This is a genomic window from Photobacterium sp. Hal280 (assembly GCF_037162255.1).
Classification (GTDB): Bacteria; Pseudomonadota; Gammaproteobacteria; order Enterobacterales; family Vibrionaceae; genus Photobacterium.
The window spans coordinates 1,173,648-1,191,320 of the sequence record NZ_JARLUO010000001.1 but is presented as its reverse complement, the minus strand read 5'-3'; the positions used below and the strand labels follow the sequence as shown (position 1 = coordinate 1,191,320).

Here is a 17,673-nt window from a genome sequence, read left to right as displayed (position 1 = left end):
TTGTAGGCGCTCAACCTAAAAATACATCCCTGTATTTTTCCCTGGGATTGTGGCTGACTCTCCTGAAGATGACGCTCAGGCGACCGATACGGCGATTGTCTGTGCCAACCAAACTACAGAAAGTAGCCCGGCGCTGAACCAGGCTATTCCTTAATAATGCTGCTGCGAACTTAACCAAACCCCGAATAAAACATCGGCGGCAGAACACATATCCTTCTCCGTTATAAGCGCATTTTTGCGTAGATCACTGTGTTATCTAACTCTCCTGAAGGTAAACGTCTGGCATTAGCTAAACTAGCCTCAAACTGGAAGCCACAACGCTTTGCAACAGCCTGGCTTTTTAGGTTTGAACTAGCCATCTTTATTTCTAATCGTTGGGCTGCATGCTCATTGAAAGCATATTGCTCAACAAGTTTTACGGCTTCGCTGATGTAACCTTTACCGGTTTCAGATGTGCGTAGCCAATATCCAATTTCAAAATAAGGAACAGATTTATCCCTGACAATAAAGCCGACAGCACCAATAAACCGTCCTGTTTCTTTTTCTATGACATTAAACCAAAACTCACCAGTGAAGTTGGAAAAATTCTCAAGTGCATCTTTGGTGTTTGCTTCGAGATCGCTCTTCGTTAATGACTCAGAAACCCAGGGTAAAAACTGAGAAAGCTCTGCTTTACTCTCCTCAATGACAGCAAGCATTGATTCAGTATATTTCAATGATGGTGGAACTAATTGAAGTCTCTCACTTTCCATCCGAGATCCTATTTATGACGTGTTTATAACAAATGAGGAACTGCAATAGCGAAGTTTGATCCGCTGCAGTTATTTACTCAGTTGCATTGGCACGTTCCAACTCACGTAATTTTTTCTTGGCAAACAGCCCCCTTTCTGCTACGGGAAATGATTTATCTGATGCAAACTTATCTGCAAGCGTCTTAGCACTATTACCTAAATTTAGTAATTCACGAATCAGAACTTCAGCTGAAACACGCCGGACAATAGACGAACGATCCTCCGCAGAATTGTGCAACAAGTCGAGCAAAGGTGTTTGTACTTTTATTTGTCGCTCAGCAACAACAGGCTTTAGCTTTCTTGCGCAATAACGTATATCAGTCCATTCCCATTTACGGCCTTCAATCCATGCAATTCTGCCTTCAAATAAACTTCGGTATGCCTTAGCTCGAACCGCAGGTTGGATTGCAAGAGTAGCGATTTCTTCAATATATCTATCAAGAACTGACGTGCGGCCAAGTTGAGAAAAAAGAGATGGCATCGGGCCAGATGGCGACGAAATTAATTTTGATCTAATAGCCTCTGCTATCGATTCTTCACATAGCATTTGGAAAAGAACCTTTTTATCTGCATCCTCGATTCTACCCCACGAAGTCCAGTTGGCGAGCGCTATGCACAGTGCTTCTACTACATGTTCTGGATCTGTTGCTCTTGCTATTTCAGGTAGCTTTTCTCTTGCAGCTATACGAACTTGAGGCACCCAATCATTAAGTCTTCGAACAGCAAGTGAAAAGAAAAATGTATTCGGTGCTGCGCCGGACAAAGTTCGTAGAGTTTTCTCGCGTTTGTGCCCATCCCAACTGACTAGGTCCAGCCAAGTTAGTCGTTCTTTAGGTTTTGACCATATCTTCCATTTGGGCGGAGTAGTCTCTCTTAAAGCCAAAGAGAATTCAGAGCGAATCAATCGCTCCCAGTAGTCAAAACTTGAAAGGGGCAAGTCAGATGTCACATCTATTAACGCAGACATGTCGGATACTGCTACCTTGCTACCAGAATTTATTGTTCTGGCAAATGCCTTCACTGCTGATTTAACTTCATCTTCCATAATCTGCGATTGTTGCACCTATTTTTGCCTCTTAACTAATAACATGAGCTTCCCCTCATCAGGCTTTGCCAAACTTGGAAAGTTTAAACACAAAATCACTGGAGGCCACCTTGTCCAATATCTGTCTATGGCATCGATTTAGCCACACACAGTTTTAGTATCCACGGCGAGGATCACCAAGGCAAGGTGTTGTTCCACAAAGCAATAGCACGCTCAACAGTCATCGAGCTTTTTACAGGTATGCCAACGTTATCATCCGGATGGAAACCAGTTGTCTCTTGCATCATAAAGCTCTTGGACAGACACTTGACGAAAAACAACGTCATCAATTTCGCTTTTAAAGTGATTATCCTTTACGCCAACAGCAACCGGTTAATCACGAGCTTCCTCAGGAATTAGCGCCAAGAGATCTGTGACCCCAATATCTTCACCGGCCTGAGAAAGCAAAGCAGAGACTTGCCCACGATGGTGAGTTTGATGGTTAAAGAGGTGAAGAACCAGACTTGAAAACCGTTTGCAGGCAGGAACACCTTTGCTGTTGTGATAACTAATGAAGCGATCTAAATCTGCTTCAGTGAGTTCATCTATCCAACAAATGATCTGACAATCCAACCAAGCCCTTTGTTTGGATAAAGCAGTGAAATCTTCAAAAAGTATCTGATCCAAACTACTCGGGTTTGGAAGATTAGCGACCTCACGTAAAGAGGACTTGCAAGACGGATGCGAGGAAAATCGCTTGAGCCAAATAATATCGCCCACAAGAATGTGATTCAAAGTACCCAAAATAGAGCCAAAAAATGCGCCACGATCCTTGGTCAGCTCTTTTGTATCTAAACGACTCGCAGCCTCGTAGAATTTTGTGTTCATACTCTGGTTGTAGGCGGCCAGCAATGTAAAGTGTTCTTTAAGGCTCATTTGTATTCTTCCTTGTACATTATGAATCGCATGAACTCCCCCTTATCAGGCTTTGCCACTTCTTAATAAGACCATTTCGGGCCTGTCCGTATTTGCTAAGTACGTTTTATAGCGACTACAGAATATGTATGCCAGTGTTTCATTTTACCCAGCGAAGTCTTTGCGGTTTCGTCACGTTCGAAGTACCTGACGACTTCAAAATCCGAGAACAAAGCCTTAACCTCTGACTCAGATAAAGGTGTTACTGGACTACGGTAATTTTTAGCCCAACTGTCTTTTGTCCCCATAAAGTCACCGGCAAAGACACCACCAACTTCAATCGACGATTTGATATTGCCCCAAATTGCCTCAAAGAAGCTCGGATCAGCGAAGAACAAACTAGAATTAGCGATGATCAGGCCAACCTTAGGATAGTCAAAAGACTCAAATGAAGACTCTGAAATTTCCACCAGCGATTTAGCTCCAAATCGATCTCTGCATATCGCTACAGAATCAGGATTAATATCGAAACCATGTACCTGATAACCTTGCTGCTCTAGATAGTGGATATCACATCCTGTTCCACAACCACAGTCGGTCGCTATTTTGAGGTTTGATGCATTTAAACTAGCCGCAAATTCCGTCCGCTTTGAATGAGGGCGAGACAATGCCTTTTTATAGTACTGACGCCAAATCTCAGCATTTTCATCCATAAGCTTATTATTTCCCTGAAAGTACATAACATCTCATGACACGATCCAGTATCTTACCCAAACACCTTACGCAACCGAATTGATATTCTGCGCTTTTGTCGCACTTTATGATCTCCCCTGAGGTTCAGCGTCACAGATGCTGGTGAAACACAACAGCGGTCACTGACCGTTTTCGAGGTCGTTCATGATCTGGTATTCATTGTGGTGGTCAGAAAACCAAGCTTTCAATGGCTGGCGCGATACTTTGATACCGGTTTGTGGCTGTTGCGGCATGGGGAAAAATGCATCGGGAATTTTAAAACGGGTGAGTTTGTCTGTCAGCCAGAGGGGCAGTTGCAGGGCTGACAGATCGCTGGCGCTGTCGATCAGGGCTATCGGGCGGGCGCCGTATTCGGGGCTGTGGACAGGGATCACCATACTTTGCCTGATGTCCGGATGGCGGTTCAGCACGGCTTCAATTTCTTCGCAGTGGATATTCTCGCCGCCGGAAATGAACTGATTATCGGCACGGCCGACGATGCGGAGTTCACCATCGACCCACTGGCCGACATCTTTGGTGTCAAACCAGCCCTGTTCATCCACCAGCGGAATCAGCTGGCCCTGATGATAGTAACCGCTCGCTAAGGTGTCGCCGGCGATATAAATCCTGTGGTTTCTCAACTGTACCTCACGGTTGGGCAACACACGCCCGGCGCTGGGGATGTCGCCTGTCGGTTTGACCGTCACCGTCGATGCGGCTTCTGTCATGCCATAACCGAGCCAGGTTTCAATGCCACTGTCTCTGGCCTGCTGACACAGCGGCAAAGGCACGTCACTGCCGCCCAGTAATACATGGCTGAGCTGCAGCGGCTGGCGAAGATCCAGCAGTCGTTTGAGCTGCGTGGCCACCAGCGACGCATGGGTTGCCCCCTCAATGTCCTCTTCCAACCGACCGTTGCCGATTTTCAGGCAGGCACCAGCACTGAGCCAACGGTACAGAATCGACAAGCCGGAAACGTGATACAGGGGCAAACTGAGCAGCCAGCAATCGTGCTGCTGAAACGGGAACACCGCCAGCAAACCACGAGCCGAGGCCAGATGCTGAGCCTGCGTATGGGCGACGGCTTTCGGCGCGCCGGACGAGCCCGAGGTAAAGACAATCGAGGCGATTTGTTTTGTATCGCCTTGTTCTGTATCGCGTCGTTCTGCATGGCGGGCAAGACACGGTGCTGAAGCGGCAACTGGCGCCTGCAGCTTCAGTCGCTGCACGTCTGTGAGCAAGGTTTGCCTGTCCTGCGCAGACCAACCGGCGATAACGGATTCAGTCAGCCACAGACATCTTGGCCGCCCTTCGCCATACAGCACACGCAGTTTTTCCCGCAACGCCTGACAGGGCTGCGGCATCGTCAGGGCCGTGATCGCGCCCAGCTGAATGCAAGCCAGATGAAGCAACACCACATCCGGCGAGTTTTTGCTGACCACGGTCACCACAGTGCCTTCGCCCACCCCTTGAGCGGCAAGCACACGCACCAGATGGTGAATGTGCTCAGTCAGTGCTTGCCAGGTGTATTGAGTGTCAGGCGTGATCAGGGCGATGTCGTCAGGCCGCATTTGGGCCCAGGTGTGCCAGAGGCAAGGCGGGTACAGACAGTGCGGACTCATGACTGCCATACCTGTGTCTGTTCCTGTAACGACTGAACCGGCAACGAACTGCCCGGCCAGGGGATTTCAAGCTGCGCACTGAACAGATGTAGTGTATCCAGCCCGGGCAGACTCTCTGGCAGCAACCCGTGCGACAGGCGTGCGAGCTGTGTCAGCCCCAGACTGGATTCAAGCGCTGAACTGATCACCACGGACATGCCCGCGGCATGTGCATCGCCAATCAATTGCGCACAGCGCTGCACCGAACCGATCAAGGTCGGCTTCAGGACAAGCGTCTGAGCACCCGCCAGGCGATTGAGTCTGAAATCCGGCGCTCTGGCGGCATGCTGCAAAGTTTCATCCCACGCCAGTGCGAGACCTGTTTCTCTGCTGAAAGTCAGGCTGTCCGCCGGTCGCTGACAAGGCTCTTCAATAAAAACGATCCGCGAAATATGAGCCGGCGCAAGATGACGGGAAAAATCATGCGCCTGCGACAGCGACCAGGCCCGGTTCGCATCCAGCCGCAAGCGCAGATGCGGATAACGACACAGCAACTGATTCACCTGCTCGGCCTCCTGTTCAGGCACAGCACGGCCGACCTTGAATTTCGCCAGGCGGCACTCAGCCAAAGCAACCATGGTTGCCATCTCAGTCATTGATCCGGCACTCAGCAAAGGCACCGTGTGATAAGACGCTTGCGATGGCAGCTGACTGCTCAGGCACATCAATGCCATCGAGATCCCGAATGCCACCGACGGGTACAGCGTCATCTCCGTCATCTCCTGACCATCAACCCAGTGTTTCAGTACCGAAATGGCCTGCAGTTCCGCCGCTTCGGTGCTTTCCACGCTGAAGCCTGCCAGCGGGGCGATTTCTCCGCAGCCAGTGCGCGCTTGATGTCGCAGTTCAGCAACATAGCCCACACGTTCAACGCACTGCTGACCTCTTAACACGCTCCCGCTGTTGATGGGGAGCCTGTAGCGGAACAATCTGGCAGATCGACCCATGTTACCCGCACCACACACCAGCTTGCCCGCTATGGATTACGCGGAAACTTGCTGAAGTCCGGCGGACGTTTTTCATTGAACGCATTCCGGCCTTCCTGCCCTTCTTCGGTCATGTAAAACAGCATGGTCGCGTTGCCTGCCAGTTCCTGCAGTCCGGCCTGCCCGTCGCAGTCGGCATTCAGTGCGGCTTTCAGACAACGCAGTGCCATCGGGCTGTGCTGCAACACTTCACGGCACCAGCGCACCGTCTCTCTTTCCAGCTCAGCCAGCGGCACGACCGTATTGATCAGCCCCATCTCCAGCGCTTCCTGTGCATCATAAAAGCGGCACAGAAACCAGATTTCGCGGGCCTTTTTCTGACCAACAATCCGTGCCATATAAGAGGCGCCCCAGCCGCCATCGAATGAGCCGACTTTCGGGCCGGTCTGACCAAACCGGGCGTTTTCTGCCGCAATGGTCAGATCGCACATCATGTGCAGCACATGGCCGCCGCCCACCGCCCAGCCCGCCACCGAGGCAATTACAGGTTTCGGGCAGGTACGGATCTGGCGCTGAAAATCCAGCACGTTCAGATGATGAGTACCGGCGTCGTCCCGGTAACCGCCGTAGTCGCCGCGTACTTTCTGATCGCCGCCAGAACAGAATGCCTCTTGGCCCAGCCCGGTCAGCATGATCACCCCGACGGACTCATCGTAGCGGGCTTGCGACAGCGCATGGATCATTTCCCTGACGGTCTGCGGGCGAAAAGCGTTGTGTACCTGCGGACGGGCAATGGTGATTCTGGCGATGCCATCGCATGATGTGTGGTACTGAATATCCTCATACCCGCTGCCACCGTTTACCCATTCGATCGGGGCATAAAGTGCCTCTTCAGACACACCCAGGGTCATTGCCATATTATCCTCACTTTCAGATCACAGTATCGTTTCAAGGTGCTGGTTCAGCTGACGCCTGAGCGCCATCGCAAAAGCCTGCGGTTGCTCTTTATGAGCGTTGTGCCCGGCATGGGCGATACAGGTTGCCGGCAATTGGCTGTCATTGGCCATTCGCGAAAATTTGCTGTCGTACCCGCCGTAAAAGTAATGCAGCGGCACGGGCTGCGACTTGAGTGCATCCAGCAGATACACTTGCCGGGCCAGTGACGTCGCGAGCAGCATAGCGGCCACACCGGATCCGAGGTTATCACTGCGACAGTCAACCAGACTTTGTTTTTGCGCATGATTCAGCGAAGAAAAAACAGGTTGCTGATACCAGTCGGTCAGCACCGCATCGACGGGCTCACGGCGAAACCGGCGGGCCCAGCGGCAGTCCTGTCGCCACCGTACAACTTGTTCCTCTTTGGAGGTCAGGCCAACGTGGCCGCCTTCCACTGCCAGCAACCGGATGTTGAGCGGCGCAAACAGGCCACTGGCCACGCCGTGCATGGCAAGACGGGCGCCCAGTGAGTAGCCCGTTAACACCAGGGGCCGGTCAGCCAGCGAATGCTTGAGCAGGCTATCGCGAACCAGTCCCGCCGCCTGATCCAGAGAGTGACAGCCAACAGCGCGGCTGCCGCCATGACCGGGCAAATCCAGCGCGATACAGGGATAGGCTTGCAGCCACTGAGCGCAGTCAAGCCAGTCGGCTCCGCTGCCCAGCAGACCATGGAGAAACACCAGGACCGGGCGATCCGGCTGATCGCTCCGGGTAAGAAACCGGCTAGAGAGCATGCAAATCTCTGATGAACTGGCTGAGTTGCTCGGCGGCTTCTCCCGGCGGTGTCTGGATCTCCACCAGCAGCGCGCCTGTCCCGGTAAGCAAATGCTCATTCACAACCGATTGATAAGCCGCCAGTGTCCCGGTTTTGCAATACGCCAGTCCGAACTGACGGGCGGCATGTTCAAATTGATAGCCATGCGGCATCTGGTACAAGTGCGGCTTACGGTCCGGCGGCACTGGCAGCAGGTCAAAAATGGCGCCGCCGTCATTATTCGTCACCACGATCACCACAGGTGTTTTGCTGTGGGTCAATAGCGCCAGCGAGTTCAGATCATGCAGCAGCGAGGTATCCCCCAGTATCAGCATCAAAGGCTGCCCGCTGGCACGCTGCACCCCTGCTGCAGTGGCAACCAGTCCATCAATGCCTGAGGCACCCCGGTTGGTGTAAACAGTGCGCCCGTTAAACACGGTAAACATGTCGACCAGCCTGGCCATCAGACTGTTCCCCAGAAAGAGAACCGCCTGCTGGCCCCTGTGGCTCAGATCCATCGCCAGTGCCAGCTCCGACATTGCGCTACTGGCCGCTAAATAGTGGCCGACCCGGGCATGAATCTGCTGCGCCGTCTGCCGGAGCACCTGCTGATTCTGTTGCCATTGTTGCGGATGCTGAAGCTCAGGTGTCTGTCCTGAACAATCCTCTCCTGCGACGCTATTTGCGATTACGACCAGGGCATTGTCTGCCCAGCCGGCAATGTCCGCGACAAAATGGCGTTGCGGCAGGTGGTCCGGATTATGGCGCGCTCTGTCGGCCGACACATACCAGTAATCACTCTGCCTTTCACTGACCTGCCGGGCAATCCACTGGGTCAGACGTTTGGAAATCAGGCGCGAGCCAAATTGCAGGATCTGATTGCAGTCATTCAGCGGCGCGGCCAGCGCGTCAACCTGCAGCCAGAGATCGTAGTGCGCCCAGTCGCTGCCGATCCCGGATTGCGGATCGCACAGCAGCGGGCATCCCAGTGTTGCCGCCAGTGCGGCCACCGCCTGCGCGTCTGAGACAGACATGTCACCGGCAATAATGACCGTCTTTTTGTTGCGCAGCATCTGAATATCATCCGGCCTAGTGCTCCGTGCAGGTTGCACAGACACACAGGTATAAGGCTGTTCAGTACTTCGCCAGTAGGCGAGCAAACCTGTGTCACAGCACGCTTCGTCCGGCGGGTCTGGCGAATACAGAGGCTCCGGAAACGGGCAGTTAATGTGCACCGCGCCACCCTGCCCGCGCTGGTGAAACATCAGATCATCGAGTGATGTCAGCAGCCAGTTTAACGGGACAGACACAGAAGGGCTGGGCAGATCCAGGCTGGCGGACACGTGAGAAGAGAAGATACCCGGCTGGCAGATCGCCTGATTAGCGCCGCAGCCAATCAACTCGACAGGCCGGTCGGCGGTCAGTATCACCAGCTGTTCTCCGGTCAGCCTCGCTTCCACCACAGCCGGTAACAGATTGGCCACCGCGGTGCCTGAGGTCACGATCACAACCACCGGCAGGCCGCTGGCTTTGGCTATCCCGAGCGCAAGAAAGGCCAGCCCGCGCTCGTCAAAATGGCTATGCAGATTGAGGGCCGGATGTGCGTCGGCTTCCAGTGCCAGCGGCGTTGAGCGTGAACCGGGGGCAAGACAGACTTCTGCCACCCCCAGGCGTGACAATTCTTCGAGCAGGGTTCGCGCCCAGAGCCGGTTCAGGTGTGCCTGCTGGGTAATCATCAGGCCACCTCAGACACGTGCGTTGCAGCGTTAACACGTTCAATAAGAGCACTGATTGTCTGACAAAAATACGACACCTTGACCTCACCGAGCAGAATAGGAAATCAGCCGAACTTGTTCGCATTTTACTGCCGGGGCCATAAACCTGAGATGCACCAGATCAATATTGTTTTCGTTTCTTATCGTGATAAACAAATAACCTGAGTAAGAGACTTGAAGTTCGCTTTTTCGTCCTTATATCAATAGCAAGAAAGCCATTAGCCTTACTTTCAGTGCGTTTATTTTTTTGAGGGATAACAGGAAGACTCCTGCCTGTAGATTGAGGTGAGCATGCTGACGCAACTACCCAGACTGCATCTGGAACTCACAGAGTGCAGCCCAAGAACCAGTGATACCAACCATCAGACATTGGCGCCGCCACGCTGGCCGATGAGTCAGGTTTTTCCGGCAATGCCGGTGACAGACAGCACGTTTCGGTTACCCACAGTGACCTTTGTGATCCTGGTCTCTGCTGAGTATGTCCTTGAACAATTGAAAAAAGCCATTTCCCAGCCCGTCCTTCATTGATGCGCAACCTTGTCTTGTGATCAGTGCGATTAAAAAACAGACAAAAAAACCGGCGCTCAATACGCCGGTCTCTGTTGCGGATGGGCAATGTCCTGTTGTGATCAGTTAATGGCAAACAGCGCCATGAATTCATTCACCGGGGTTGCTTCCAGCCTGGCCTGATCACTGCACAGGTCCACAATCTTGTCGCTCATGCCCTGCGGGAAGCGGGTCAGCAGATTGCGTCTGAACTTACGTTCCAGCACAGGAATGCCTTCTTCACGGCGGCGGCGGTGGCCAATCGGGTATTCCACCGCGACCTTGTCTGTGCTGGTGCCGTCGCTGAAGAAAATCTGAATAGCATTGGCAATCGAACGCTTGTCTGACTCCAGATATTCGGCGCTGTAACGTTTGTCTTCAATGATTTCCATTTTGCTGCGCAGCGCATCAATGCGGCTGTCGCCGCGGTGGAAGTCATCTTCATAGTGCTCTGCAATCAGATCGCCGTAAATCAGAGGCACAGCAATCATGTACTGCAGGCAGTGATCGCGGTCGGCAGGGTTGGCCAGATCGCCGGATTTGGAAATAATACGAATGGCAGATTCGTGCGTGGTCACTTCGATACGTTCGATGTCATCCAGACGATCCTTCACCTGATCATGCAGGGTCACCGCACATTCTACCGCTGTCTGGGCGTGGAACTCTGCCGGGAAAGAAATCTTAAACAGCACATTTTCCATCACGTAGCTACCAAAATCCTGATTCAGTCTGAACGGCTGGCCGTTGAATAGCACGTCGTAATAGCCCCATTTCGGCGCGGTCAGCACAGATGGCAGGCCCATTTCACCTTTCATGGTGATCATCGCCAGACGAACAGCGCGGGAGGTCGCATCCCCCGCCGCCCAGGACTTACGGGAGCCGGCATTCGGCGCGTGACGATAGGTGCGCAGCGCACAGCCATCCACCCAGGCCTGAGAGACGGCATCAATGATCTGATCGCGGTTTCCGCCCAGCATCTTGGTCACCACAGCGGTCGATGCCACGCGCACCAGCAATACATGGTCCAGACCCACGCGGTTATAGCTGTTTTCCAGCGCCAGTACGCCCTGAATTTCATGGGCTTTGATCATGGCGGTCAGCACATCGCGCATGGTCAGCGGCGCTTTACCTTCCGATACCGCAACACGGCTCAGGTAATCAGCCGTAGCCAGAATCCCGCCCAGGTTGTCGGACGGATGGCCCCATTCTGCGGCCAGCCAGGTGTCGTTAAAATCCAGCCAGCGAATGATGCAGCCAATGTTAAACGCAGCAGTGATCGGGTCCAGTTCATGGGAGGTTCCCGGTACACGCGCGCCGTTCCGTACCGTCGTCCCCGGCACAGTCGGGCCCAGGTGCTTGGTGCATTCAGGGAAGCGCAACGCCAGCAGGCCACAACCCAGAGTATCCATCAGGCAGTTACGGGCGGTGTTATAGGCCTCGGCTGAGGTAATCTCACTATTGGCCACATAATCAGCAATTTTTACCAGCAGTTCATCCGGCTGCGGGCGTTCATTCAGTTCAACGTTGAGGCTCATTCATCTTTCCTTTTACTTCTGAGTCATTATTAGTCTGTGTGGTTAATCCTCCCCTGCTGACGGGGAGGTCAATAAGTTAACGGCTAGACGCGTTGGTCTATCGGCAGCCAGTCCTGATGATCCGGGCCGATATAATCGGCACTCGGCCGGATGATGCGGTTATTCTCGCGCTGCTCATACACATGCGCAGCCCAGCCGGTGACACGGCTCATGACAAAGATCGGCGTAAACAACTTGGTAGGAATTCCCATAAAGTGATACGCCGAGGCATGGAAAAAGTCCGCATTGGCAAACAGGCCTTTTTCGCGTTTCATCACCGCTTCCACCCGCTCAGATACCGCGTATAAATGGGCGTCACCAGCATCGGCCGACAACTGACGCGCCCACTCTTTGATCAGCGCGTTGCGCGGGTCTGAGTCGCGATAAATCGCATGACCAAAGCCCATGATTTTGTCTTTATTCGCCAGCATGCTGAGGATATGGCTTTCCGCTTCGTCCGGGGTTTTCCAGGGTGCGATCATCGCCATCGCCGCTTCGTTCGCCCCGCCGTGCAGCGGGCCACGCAGACTGCCGATCGCCGCCGTAATGCACGAATGCAGATCAGACAGGGTGGAAGCACAGACACGCGCGGTGAAGGTTGAGGCATTGAACTCATGCTCGGCATAGAGGATCAGCGAGCAATGCATCACCTGCTTATGCAGCTCTGAAGGCGCCTTGCCGGTCAGCATTTCCAGAAAATAGCCGCCGGTACAGTCCTGCTCAGAACTTGCGGTATCGATGCGCACCCCGTCGTGGCTGTAGCGGTACCAGTAGCAAATGATTGCCGGCAGCATGGCCAGTAACGTGTCGGTTTTGTCTGCCTGCTGGCTGAAATCAGTTTCCTGATCCAGGTTACCCAGCATGGAGCAACCGGTGCGCATCACGTCCATCGGGTGCGCCTGCGCCGGAATCGCTTCCAGCACGGTTTTCAATGCATCGGGCAGACCGCGCTTGGCTTTCAGTGTCGCTTTATACTGATCCAGCTCAGCCTGGGTCGGCAGTTTGCCTTTCAGCAGCAGATAAGCCACTTCCTCGAACTGGGCATGATGCGCCAGATCCGTGATGTCATAGCCACGGTATGTCAGGCCGGTACCGGTTTTGCCCACGGTACACAGTGCGGTGCTGCCGGCACTCTGACCGCGCAGACCTGCCCCGCCCAGTGGCTTGTTATGTGAACTGTCCTTGTTTGCCGTGTTTTCATTGTCCGCTGTCACTGATTGTGTCGCAGTCATTACAGGCTCCTTTTGTCGCTGGTCGTCACGTGATTGGATTGAGGCGCTGACTTCGTACGCCTTCTCTTTTTCTGTTGCATGAATTCTTTCTGTCGCTCCTCTTTTCAAGGAGGAGGTTAGGTGGGGGGTTACAAGGGCACAATCTCTGAATCTGTGCACACCCTACGAACCCCACCCTAGCCCTCCCCTTGCCAAAGGGAGGGGATATTTGTGCTCACAATAAACTCAGTATTGTCCCTCTCCCTTTTCAATGGGGGAGAGAATATATGTGCATGTTGTCACTGGCCGCTGAAGAGTTTGTCCAGCTTTTGCTCATATTCATGGTAGCCAAGATAGTCATAAAGCTCTTCGCGGGTTTGCATCTGATCAACCACGTTGCGCTGATGGCCGTCTGTCAGCAGGTGCTGATAGACGTTCAGTGCCGCTTTGTTCATGGCACGAAAGGCTGACAGCGGATAAAGCACCATGCCGACACCCTGTCCGGCCAGTTCTTCGCAGGAAAACAGCGGCGTGGCACCGAATTCAGTGATGTTGGCCAGCACGGGCACTTTGACTGCATCCACAAACTGGCGGTACTGATCAAGCGAGTTCATCGCTTCCGGGAAAATCATGTCAGCACCGGCTTCCACACAGGCAATGGCCCGCTCTATCGCGGCATCCATCCCTTCAACGGCCAGTGCATCGGTACGGGCCATAATGACAAAGCTGTCATCCTGACGGGCATCAACGGCCGCTTTGATGCGATCAACCATTTCAGCCTGACTGACAATGGCTTTATTCGGACGGTGCCCGCAGCGTTTCTGCGCCACCTGATCTTCCATATGGACCGCGGCGGCACCCGCCCGCTCCATTTCGCGAATCGTGCGGGCAATATTGAATGCGCCGCCAAAACCGGTATCGATATCCACCAGCAGCGGCAGATCACAGGCGGCGGTGATCCGGCGCACATCTTCTGTTACATCATTCAGGGTCGTGATCCCCAGATCCGGCAGACCATATGAGGCATTGGCGATCCCGCCGCCAGACAGGTAAATCGCCTGGTGACCTACCTGCTTTGCCATCATGGCGCAGTATGGATTGATCGTCCCCACCACCTGCAGCGGATGGTTGTCTGCAACAGCCTGACGAAAACGCTGTCCTGGCTTCATAACATGCTCCTTGTTGTTGTAAGAATTACCCGGCAGAACGCAAGTCTGCTGAGTATCAGTCCTTGTTTAACTGGCTTTCGATCAGGGTTCTGCTGCGCATGATGTGGCGGCGCATCAGCATTTCAGCCAGCTCTCCGTCGCGCTCCTTTATCGCTGCCAGAATCTGTGTGTGCTCGTTCAGTGCCCGCTCCGGACGTGAATGCGAACGCGGTGACTGATAGCGGTACATGCGCAGCAGGTGGTAAAGCTCATCGCACAACAAGCTGATTAACTTGCTGTTTCGACTGGCTTTGATGATCCGGTAGTGGAAATCGAAATCACCGTGCTGATGAAAATAGGAAGCACCCTCGACCTGCTCAATATGGGTCTGATGGGTTTGCAATAAGGTTTCCAGTCCGGCGATTTCTTCATCGGTTATTTTTTTACAGGCCTGACGCGCCGCCATGCCTTCCAGCGCTTCCCGCACGGCATAAATTTCTGCCAGCTTCTGCGGACTGAGTGCAACAACCCGGGCACCAACATGGGGAATTCGTTCAACCAGCCCCAAGGCTTCAACCCGCATCATGGCTTCACGTAGCGGGCCGCGACTGACGGCAAACTGACGGGCCAGTTCAGGTTCGGATATCTTGCTGCCGGCAGGAAAAACCCCGGTGACGATGCGCTCTACCAGCACTTCCAGCAAACTGTTAGATTTGGTCGGCTCTTTTACAGCGTCAGCTTTACCATTCACAGCCAGTGTGGAATCTTGCACATTGTCTACAATATCAATACTCACAGTACGCTCCACTCATCCAACCCACACATATTGTCAACAATATTTAATCTATACGGCAAAAATAGACATAACTAAAGTAAAAAACAAGTCAATTGTTAACAGATGGTGAATATCAATCATAGATATTGTCGACAATGTGAAGAAGATCGACGAGAGAAAATGGCGATAGGAAAACGGGTATGGTGAACAAGGAGCCAAACCCCCTGCTGTGTTATTCCTGTTGTGTTAACCATAGTGCAATTTTGCAGAGAAGCCGCAAAATAACCGGGAAATGGGGGCCGTTAAACGGACAGACGCACCTCTGCCCCGGAACTTGCTCCAGGGCTTCGTGAATCAAGGTTTGATGGGACCGGCATGCTGCACAATGTGCTTTTCCAGCGATGTAAACCACCCCAGCAAAAAAAGCACTTCGGCCAGAACGAACAAAGGGCCGATGATCAGACCGGCAAGATCATCGACAAACGCCGGCTTCTTCCCTTCAAAATAATGGCCAATAAACTGAATCACCCAACCCAGGAAGAACAGGCTCAGGCTGAAGCCCAGCCAGCCCAAGACAGGCAGCGCAGCAATCGGCAAAGCCGCTATGATCATCACCGACAGCACCACAGCCATCATCAGGCCCATCGGCAGGCTGAGGCGCACGTAGTAGAGCACACTCAATGCCACCGCAACATATGCACCATTGAGCTCGATACCGCCTAGTGTAAATACCACTCTGGCAAACAGGCAGATCACGGCAAAGACAATCAAGGGGATACCGACAAAGTGTGTGCGAATATTGCGTTTTGAACGATGATAGCGTGCATATTGGGTCAATTGCTGTTCCAGCGTTTTCATTACCTTGTCCTGATACCGTCACCAAGTAATGACTCTAAAACACAGCGCAATGTTAACGAAGTGTAAATTTTAGATTCTGTGATATCACATCATAGTCAACACCATACCTGCACAGTTCTGACCTTGGCTGTGTATCTTGGTTAGCACCACACAGCGATTCAACAGGTTCATCCTCTCCTTTTTTGGCGTGGTGTCGTGCTGCCGGATTAAGGGATATCCCCCATTTACAGGTGAGTCCAGCCTTCTATAGTTAGATGGTCAATTCCATTGAGCACCGGAGGCAGCCATGACGAATGTGCAATCTGACAATAAACGCCCGACTCCTGATCCAGCGGAGGACAATGCGTTCTTCCCTTCCCCTATTCGCTTAGCCAGTTTACTTCGCCTAAATCTGATCTGAGCGATGCCAATTACCCGGCCCCCTACACAGGCGGACGCTGGAAAATCCTGATGGTTGGAGCCGATGAACGCTATTTGCTGACGGACAATGGCACCATGTTTTCAACTGGAAACCACCCCGTAGAAACGCTCCTGCCGATGTATCATCTGGACAAAGCTGGTTTTTCTTTTGATGTTGCTACGCTTTCTGGCAATCCGGTTAAATTTGAGTTCTGGGCGATGCCATCGGAAGACGAAGAAATAAAGGGACTGTTCGCCAAATATCGTCCCCACTTCAAAGAGCCACTGAAGCTTGCGGACGTCGTCGAAAAAGCGCTTGGCGATGATTCAGACTATATTGGGGTGTTCATTCCCGGAGGCCATGGTGCGTTAATCGGTCTGCCTGAAAGCCCAGAGATGAAAGCCGTGCTTGAATGGGCTAATGCCAATGACAAGTTCATGATATCACTCTGTCATGGACCCGCAGCCTTCATTTCTGTTGGCAACAACCCAAACTTTGCAGGTTACAAGATTTGTGCATTTCCAGATGATCTCGACGCCCAGACTCCGGACATTGGCTACATGCCCGGCCATTTGACATGGAAATTCGGAGAAAAGCTGAAAGCGCTTGGCTTCGACATTGTGAATACGGATATTTCAGGTGCGACGCATCAGGACCGGAAGATGCTGACGGGCGATAGTCCACTCGCCGGGAATAATCTCGGGAAGCTTGCAGCCAAAGCTCTGCTTGACGAGGTTGGCAAAGAGTAATACCTATGCCAGCAGTTGATGCAATTCGAACAGCAGTCATCATTGAAGGCTGTCGAAGTCTGACAGCCATTCAGGACGCAGTTCGCACTTTCTCCAAACCCTACGGTTACGATCGTTTTGTACTTTACTCCGCGTCCTCAACACTCGATGAAATTGTAGAGCGTATTTACTGGGTAGAAGGTGATTGGTTCGGAGATAGCCAAGCTGTCGATGCGGTTACCTACATTCGCCGGTGCCCGGTGACACGACACATTTTGGAGGCGGGCGAGCCCTTCTTTTGGACTAAAGTGCCAGAGAAGGAGGGAGAAAGGTATCGCATCGTTCGTAAACCTCAGGGTCCTGGTATTCACGGTCTTCAAATACCGGTTTTTGGACCACACGGATTGGACGGTGCCATGAGCCTTGGCGGAGAAAGAATTGATACCTCTCCCAGTGCGCGCCTATCAATAAATTTAGTGGCAACGTCCGCTTTTGTCTCAGCTCGGAAGTTGATGGAATTGCCGATGGGAGAGGACAACCGCAGACTGTCTAAACGCGAAGGCGAAGTGCTCGCATGGACGGCTGTCGGCAGACGACAAGCTGACATTGCAGCCACCCTTGGACTATCCATACGCACGGTAGAAAACCACCTCCGTCGGGCCCGTCTTCGCCTCGGTGTGGCAACCACCGCTGAAGCCATCAGAATGGCGATTCGTAATGGTGACATCGAGGGGTGAGCCGCGCACCCAATCAACAACACATGCCTATTGAAATGATCGATACGATCCTGGACGTGGTTGAAGCTGAGCTCCCTCCCTAGAAGAGGGTACGGGCTGCAACGTGCAGAAAAGTAGCTAGT

17 protein-coding genes are annotated in these 17,673 nt (G+C 52.8%); 3 read left to right on the top strand and 14 right to left on the bottom strand.

What is annotated here, in order from left to right; translation table 11 throughout:
* Positions 1-221 precede the first annotated feature (221 nt).
* The 9 genes from P4S53_RS05680 to menD all read right to left on the bottom strand — a co-directional run bounded on the left by P4S53_RS05680 (position 222) and on the right by menD (position 9,535).
* Positions 222-752, bottom strand: coding sequence for a GNAT family N-acetyltransferase (locus P4S53_RS05680; RefSeq protein WP_337111801.1), 531 nt, complete (start codon positions 750-752; stop codon positions 222-224).
* Between the two features lie 73 nt (positions 753-825).
* Positions 826-1,836, bottom strand: coding sequence for a hypothetical protein (locus tag P4S53_RS05675; protein WP_337111800.1), 1,011 nt, complete (start codon positions 1,834-1,836; stop codon positions 826-828).
* A 372-nt stretch (positions 1,837-2,208) separates the two neighbouring features.
* Complete coding sequence (locus P4S53_RS05670; RefSeq protein WP_337111799.1) at positions 2,209-2,751, bottom strand: DinB family protein; 543 nt, start codon at positions 2,749-2,751, stop codon at positions 2,209-2,211.
* A 95-nt stretch (positions 2,752-2,846) separates the two neighbouring features.
* Complete coding sequence (locus tag P4S53_RS05665) at positions 2,847-3,443, bottom strand: class I SAM-dependent methyltransferase (RefSeq protein WP_337111798.1); 597 nt, start codon at positions 3,441-3,443, stop codon at positions 2,847-2,849.
* A 159-nt stretch (positions 3,444-3,602) separates the two neighbouring features.
* The gene (gene menE, locus P4S53_RS05660) at positions 3,603-5,093 is read right to left on the bottom strand and encodes an o-succinylbenzoate--CoA ligase (RefSeq protein ID WP_337111797.1); all 1,491 of its coding nucleotides are present in this window, start codon (positions 5,091-5,093) and stop codon (positions 3,603-3,605) included.
* On the bottom strand, positions 5,081-6,070 hold the full coding sequence (gene menC / locus P4S53_RS05655) for an o-succinylbenzoate synthase (protein ID WP_337111796.1): 990 nt from the start codon (positions 6,068-6,070) through the stop codon (positions 5,081-5,083). The genes menE and menC overlap by 13 nt, the downstream gene beginning before the upstream one ends.
* Positions 6,071-6,099: 29 nt before the next feature.
* Entirely contained in the window at positions 6,100-6,966 is an 867-nt protein-coding gene (gene menB / locus P4S53_RS05650; RefSeq protein WP_337111795.1) for a 1,4-dihydroxy-2-naphthoyl-CoA synthase, read from the bottom strand.
* Between the two features lie 18 nt (positions 6,967-6,984).
* Complete coding sequence (menH, locus tag P4S53_RS05645) at positions 6,985-7,779, bottom strand: 2-succinyl-6-hydroxy-2,4-cyclohexadiene-1-carboxylate synthase (RefSeq protein ID WP_337111794.1); 795 nt, start codon at positions 7,777-7,779, stop codon at positions 6,985-6,987.
* On the bottom strand, positions 7,769-9,535 hold the full coding sequence (menD, locus tag P4S53_RS05640) for a 2-succinyl-5-enolpyruvyl-6-hydroxy-3-cyclohexene-1-carboxylic-acid synthase (protein ID WP_337111793.1): 1,767 nt from the start codon (positions 9,533-9,535) through the stop codon (positions 7,769-7,771). The genes menH and menD overlap by 11 nt, the downstream gene beginning before the upstream one ends.
* A 330-nt stretch (positions 9,536-9,865) precedes the next feature.
* Here menD and P4S53_RS05635 point away from each other — a divergent pair, with 330 nt between their 5' ends.
* Positions 9,866-10,102, top strand: coding sequence for a hypothetical protein (locus P4S53_RS05635; protein ID WP_337111792.1), 237 nt, complete (start codon positions 9,866-9,868; stop codon positions 10,100-10,102).
* A gap of 101 nt (positions 10,103-10,203) precedes the next feature.
* On the opposite strand, the gene P4S53_RS05630 is transcribed toward P4S53_RS05635, so the two are convergent.
* From P4S53_RS05630 to P4S53_RS05610, 5 genes are all read right to left on the bottom strand, one after another.
* Positions 10,204-11,655 carry a bifunctional 2-methylcitrate dehydratase/aconitate hydratase gene (locus P4S53_RS05630; RefSeq protein WP_337111791.1) on the bottom strand — a complete coding sequence of 484 codons (1,452 nt, stop codon included), beginning with the start codon at positions 11,653-11,655 and terminating at the stop codon, positions 10,204-10,206.
* 83 nt (positions 11,656-11,738) lie between these two features.
* Positions 11,739-12,926, bottom strand: a complete 1,188-nt coding sequence (gene prpC / locus P4S53_RS05625) for a bifunctional 2-methylcitrate synthase/citrate synthase (protein WP_337111790.1) — start codon at positions 12,924-12,926, stop codon at positions 11,739-11,741.
* A gap of 278 nt (positions 12,927-13,204) precedes the next feature.
* A complete protein-coding gene (gene prpB / locus P4S53_RS05620; protein WP_337111789.1) occupies positions 13,205-14,074 on the bottom strand; it encodes a methylisocitrate lyase in 870 nt (289 codons plus the stop codon).
* Positions 14,075-14,129: 55 nt separating this feature from the next.
* Positions 14,130-14,825, bottom strand: a complete 696-nt coding sequence (locus P4S53_RS05615; RefSeq protein WP_442958641.1) for a GntR family transcriptional regulator — start codon at positions 14,823-14,825, stop codon at positions 14,130-14,132.
* Positions 14,826-15,182: 357 nt separating this feature from the next.
* Positions 15,183-15,686: an Mpo1 family 2-hydroxy fatty acid dioxygenase gene (locus P4S53_RS05610; protein WP_337111788.1), complete on the bottom strand. Its 504-nt coding sequence runs from the start codon at positions 15,684-15,686 to the stop codon at positions 15,183-15,185.
* A 396-nt stretch (positions 15,687-16,082) separates the two neighbouring features.
* Between P4S53_RS05610 and hchA the strand changes: the two genes are divergently transcribed.
* A complete protein-coding gene (gene hchA, locus P4S53_RS05605; RefSeq protein ID WP_337112070.1) occupies positions 16,083-16,835 on the top strand; it encodes a glyoxalase III HchA in 753 nt (250 codons plus the stop codon).
* Between the two features lie 5 nt (positions 16,836-16,840).
* Positions 16,841-17,551 (top strand): PA1136 family autoinducer-binding transcriptional regulator, encoded by a 711-nt coding sequence (locus tag P4S53_RS05600; RefSeq protein WP_337111787.1) that lies wholly within the window; start codon positions 16,841-16,843, stop codon positions 17,549-17,551.
* Positions 17,552-17,673 lie beyond the last annotated feature (122 nt).

What these genes read in the sequence shown, in the direction of transcription:
- menH (WP_337111794.1), bottom strand. Translation starts at nt 7,779, where the DNA reads ATGCTCTCTAGCCGGTTTCTTACCCGGAGCGATCAGCCGGATCGCCCG.
- P4S53_RS05610 (WP_337111788.1), bottom strand. Translation starts at nt 15,686, where the DNA reads ATGAAAACGCTGGAACAGCAATTGACCCAATATGCACGCTATCATCGT.
- menC (WP_337111796.1), bottom strand. Translation starts at nt 6,070, where the DNA reads ATGGGTCGATCTGCCAGATTGTTCCGCTACAGGCTCCCCATCAACAGC.
- prpB (WP_337111789.1), bottom strand. Translation starts at nt 14,074, where the DNA reads ATGAAGCCAGGACAGCGTTTTCGTCAGGCTGTTGCAGACAACCATCCG.
- menD (WP_337111793.1), bottom strand. Translation starts at nt 9,535, where the DNA reads ATGATTACCCAGCAGGCACACCTGAACCGGCTCTGGGCGCGAACCCTG.
- P4S53_RS05670 (WP_337111799.1), bottom strand. Translation starts at nt 2,751, where the DNA reads ATGAGCCTTAAAGAACACTTTACATTGCTGGCCGCCTACAACCAGAGT.
- menB (WP_337111795.1), bottom strand. Translation starts at nt 6,966, where the DNA reads ATGGCAATGACCCTGGGTGTGTCTGAAGAGGCACTTTATGCCCCGATC.
- menE (WP_337111797.1), bottom strand. Translation starts at nt 5,093, where the DNA reads ATGGCAGTCATGAGTCCGCACTGTCTGTACCCGCCTTGCCTCTGGCAC.
- P4S53_RS05635 (WP_337111792.1), top strand. Translation starts at nt 9,866, where the DNA reads ATGCTGACGCAACTACCCAGACTGCATCTGGAACTCACAGAGTGCAGC.
- P4S53_RS05630 (WP_337111791.1), bottom strand. Translation starts at nt 11,655, where the DNA reads ATGAGCCTCAACGTTGAACTGAATGAACGCCCGCAGCCGGATGAACTG.
- P4S53_RS05600 (WP_337111787.1), top strand. Translation starts at nt 16,841, where the DNA reads ATGCCAGCAGTTGATGCAATTCGAACAGCAGTCATCATTGAAGGCTGT.
- P4S53_RS05680 (WP_337111801.1), bottom strand. Translation starts at nt 752, where the DNA reads ATGGAAAGTGAGAGACTTCAATTAGTTCCACCATCATTGAAATATACT.
- P4S53_RS05675 (WP_337111800.1), bottom strand. Translation starts at nt 1,836, where the DNA reads ATGGAAGATGAAGTTAAATCAGCAGTGAAGGCATTTGCCAGAACAATA.
- P4S53_RS05665 (WP_337111798.1), bottom strand. Translation starts at nt 3,443, where the DNA reads ATGGATGAAAATGCTGAGATTTGGCGTCAGTACTATAAAAAGGCATTG.
- prpC (WP_337111790.1), bottom strand. Translation starts at nt 12,926, where the DNA reads ATGACTGCGACACAATCAGTGACAGCGGACAATGAAAACACGGCAAAC.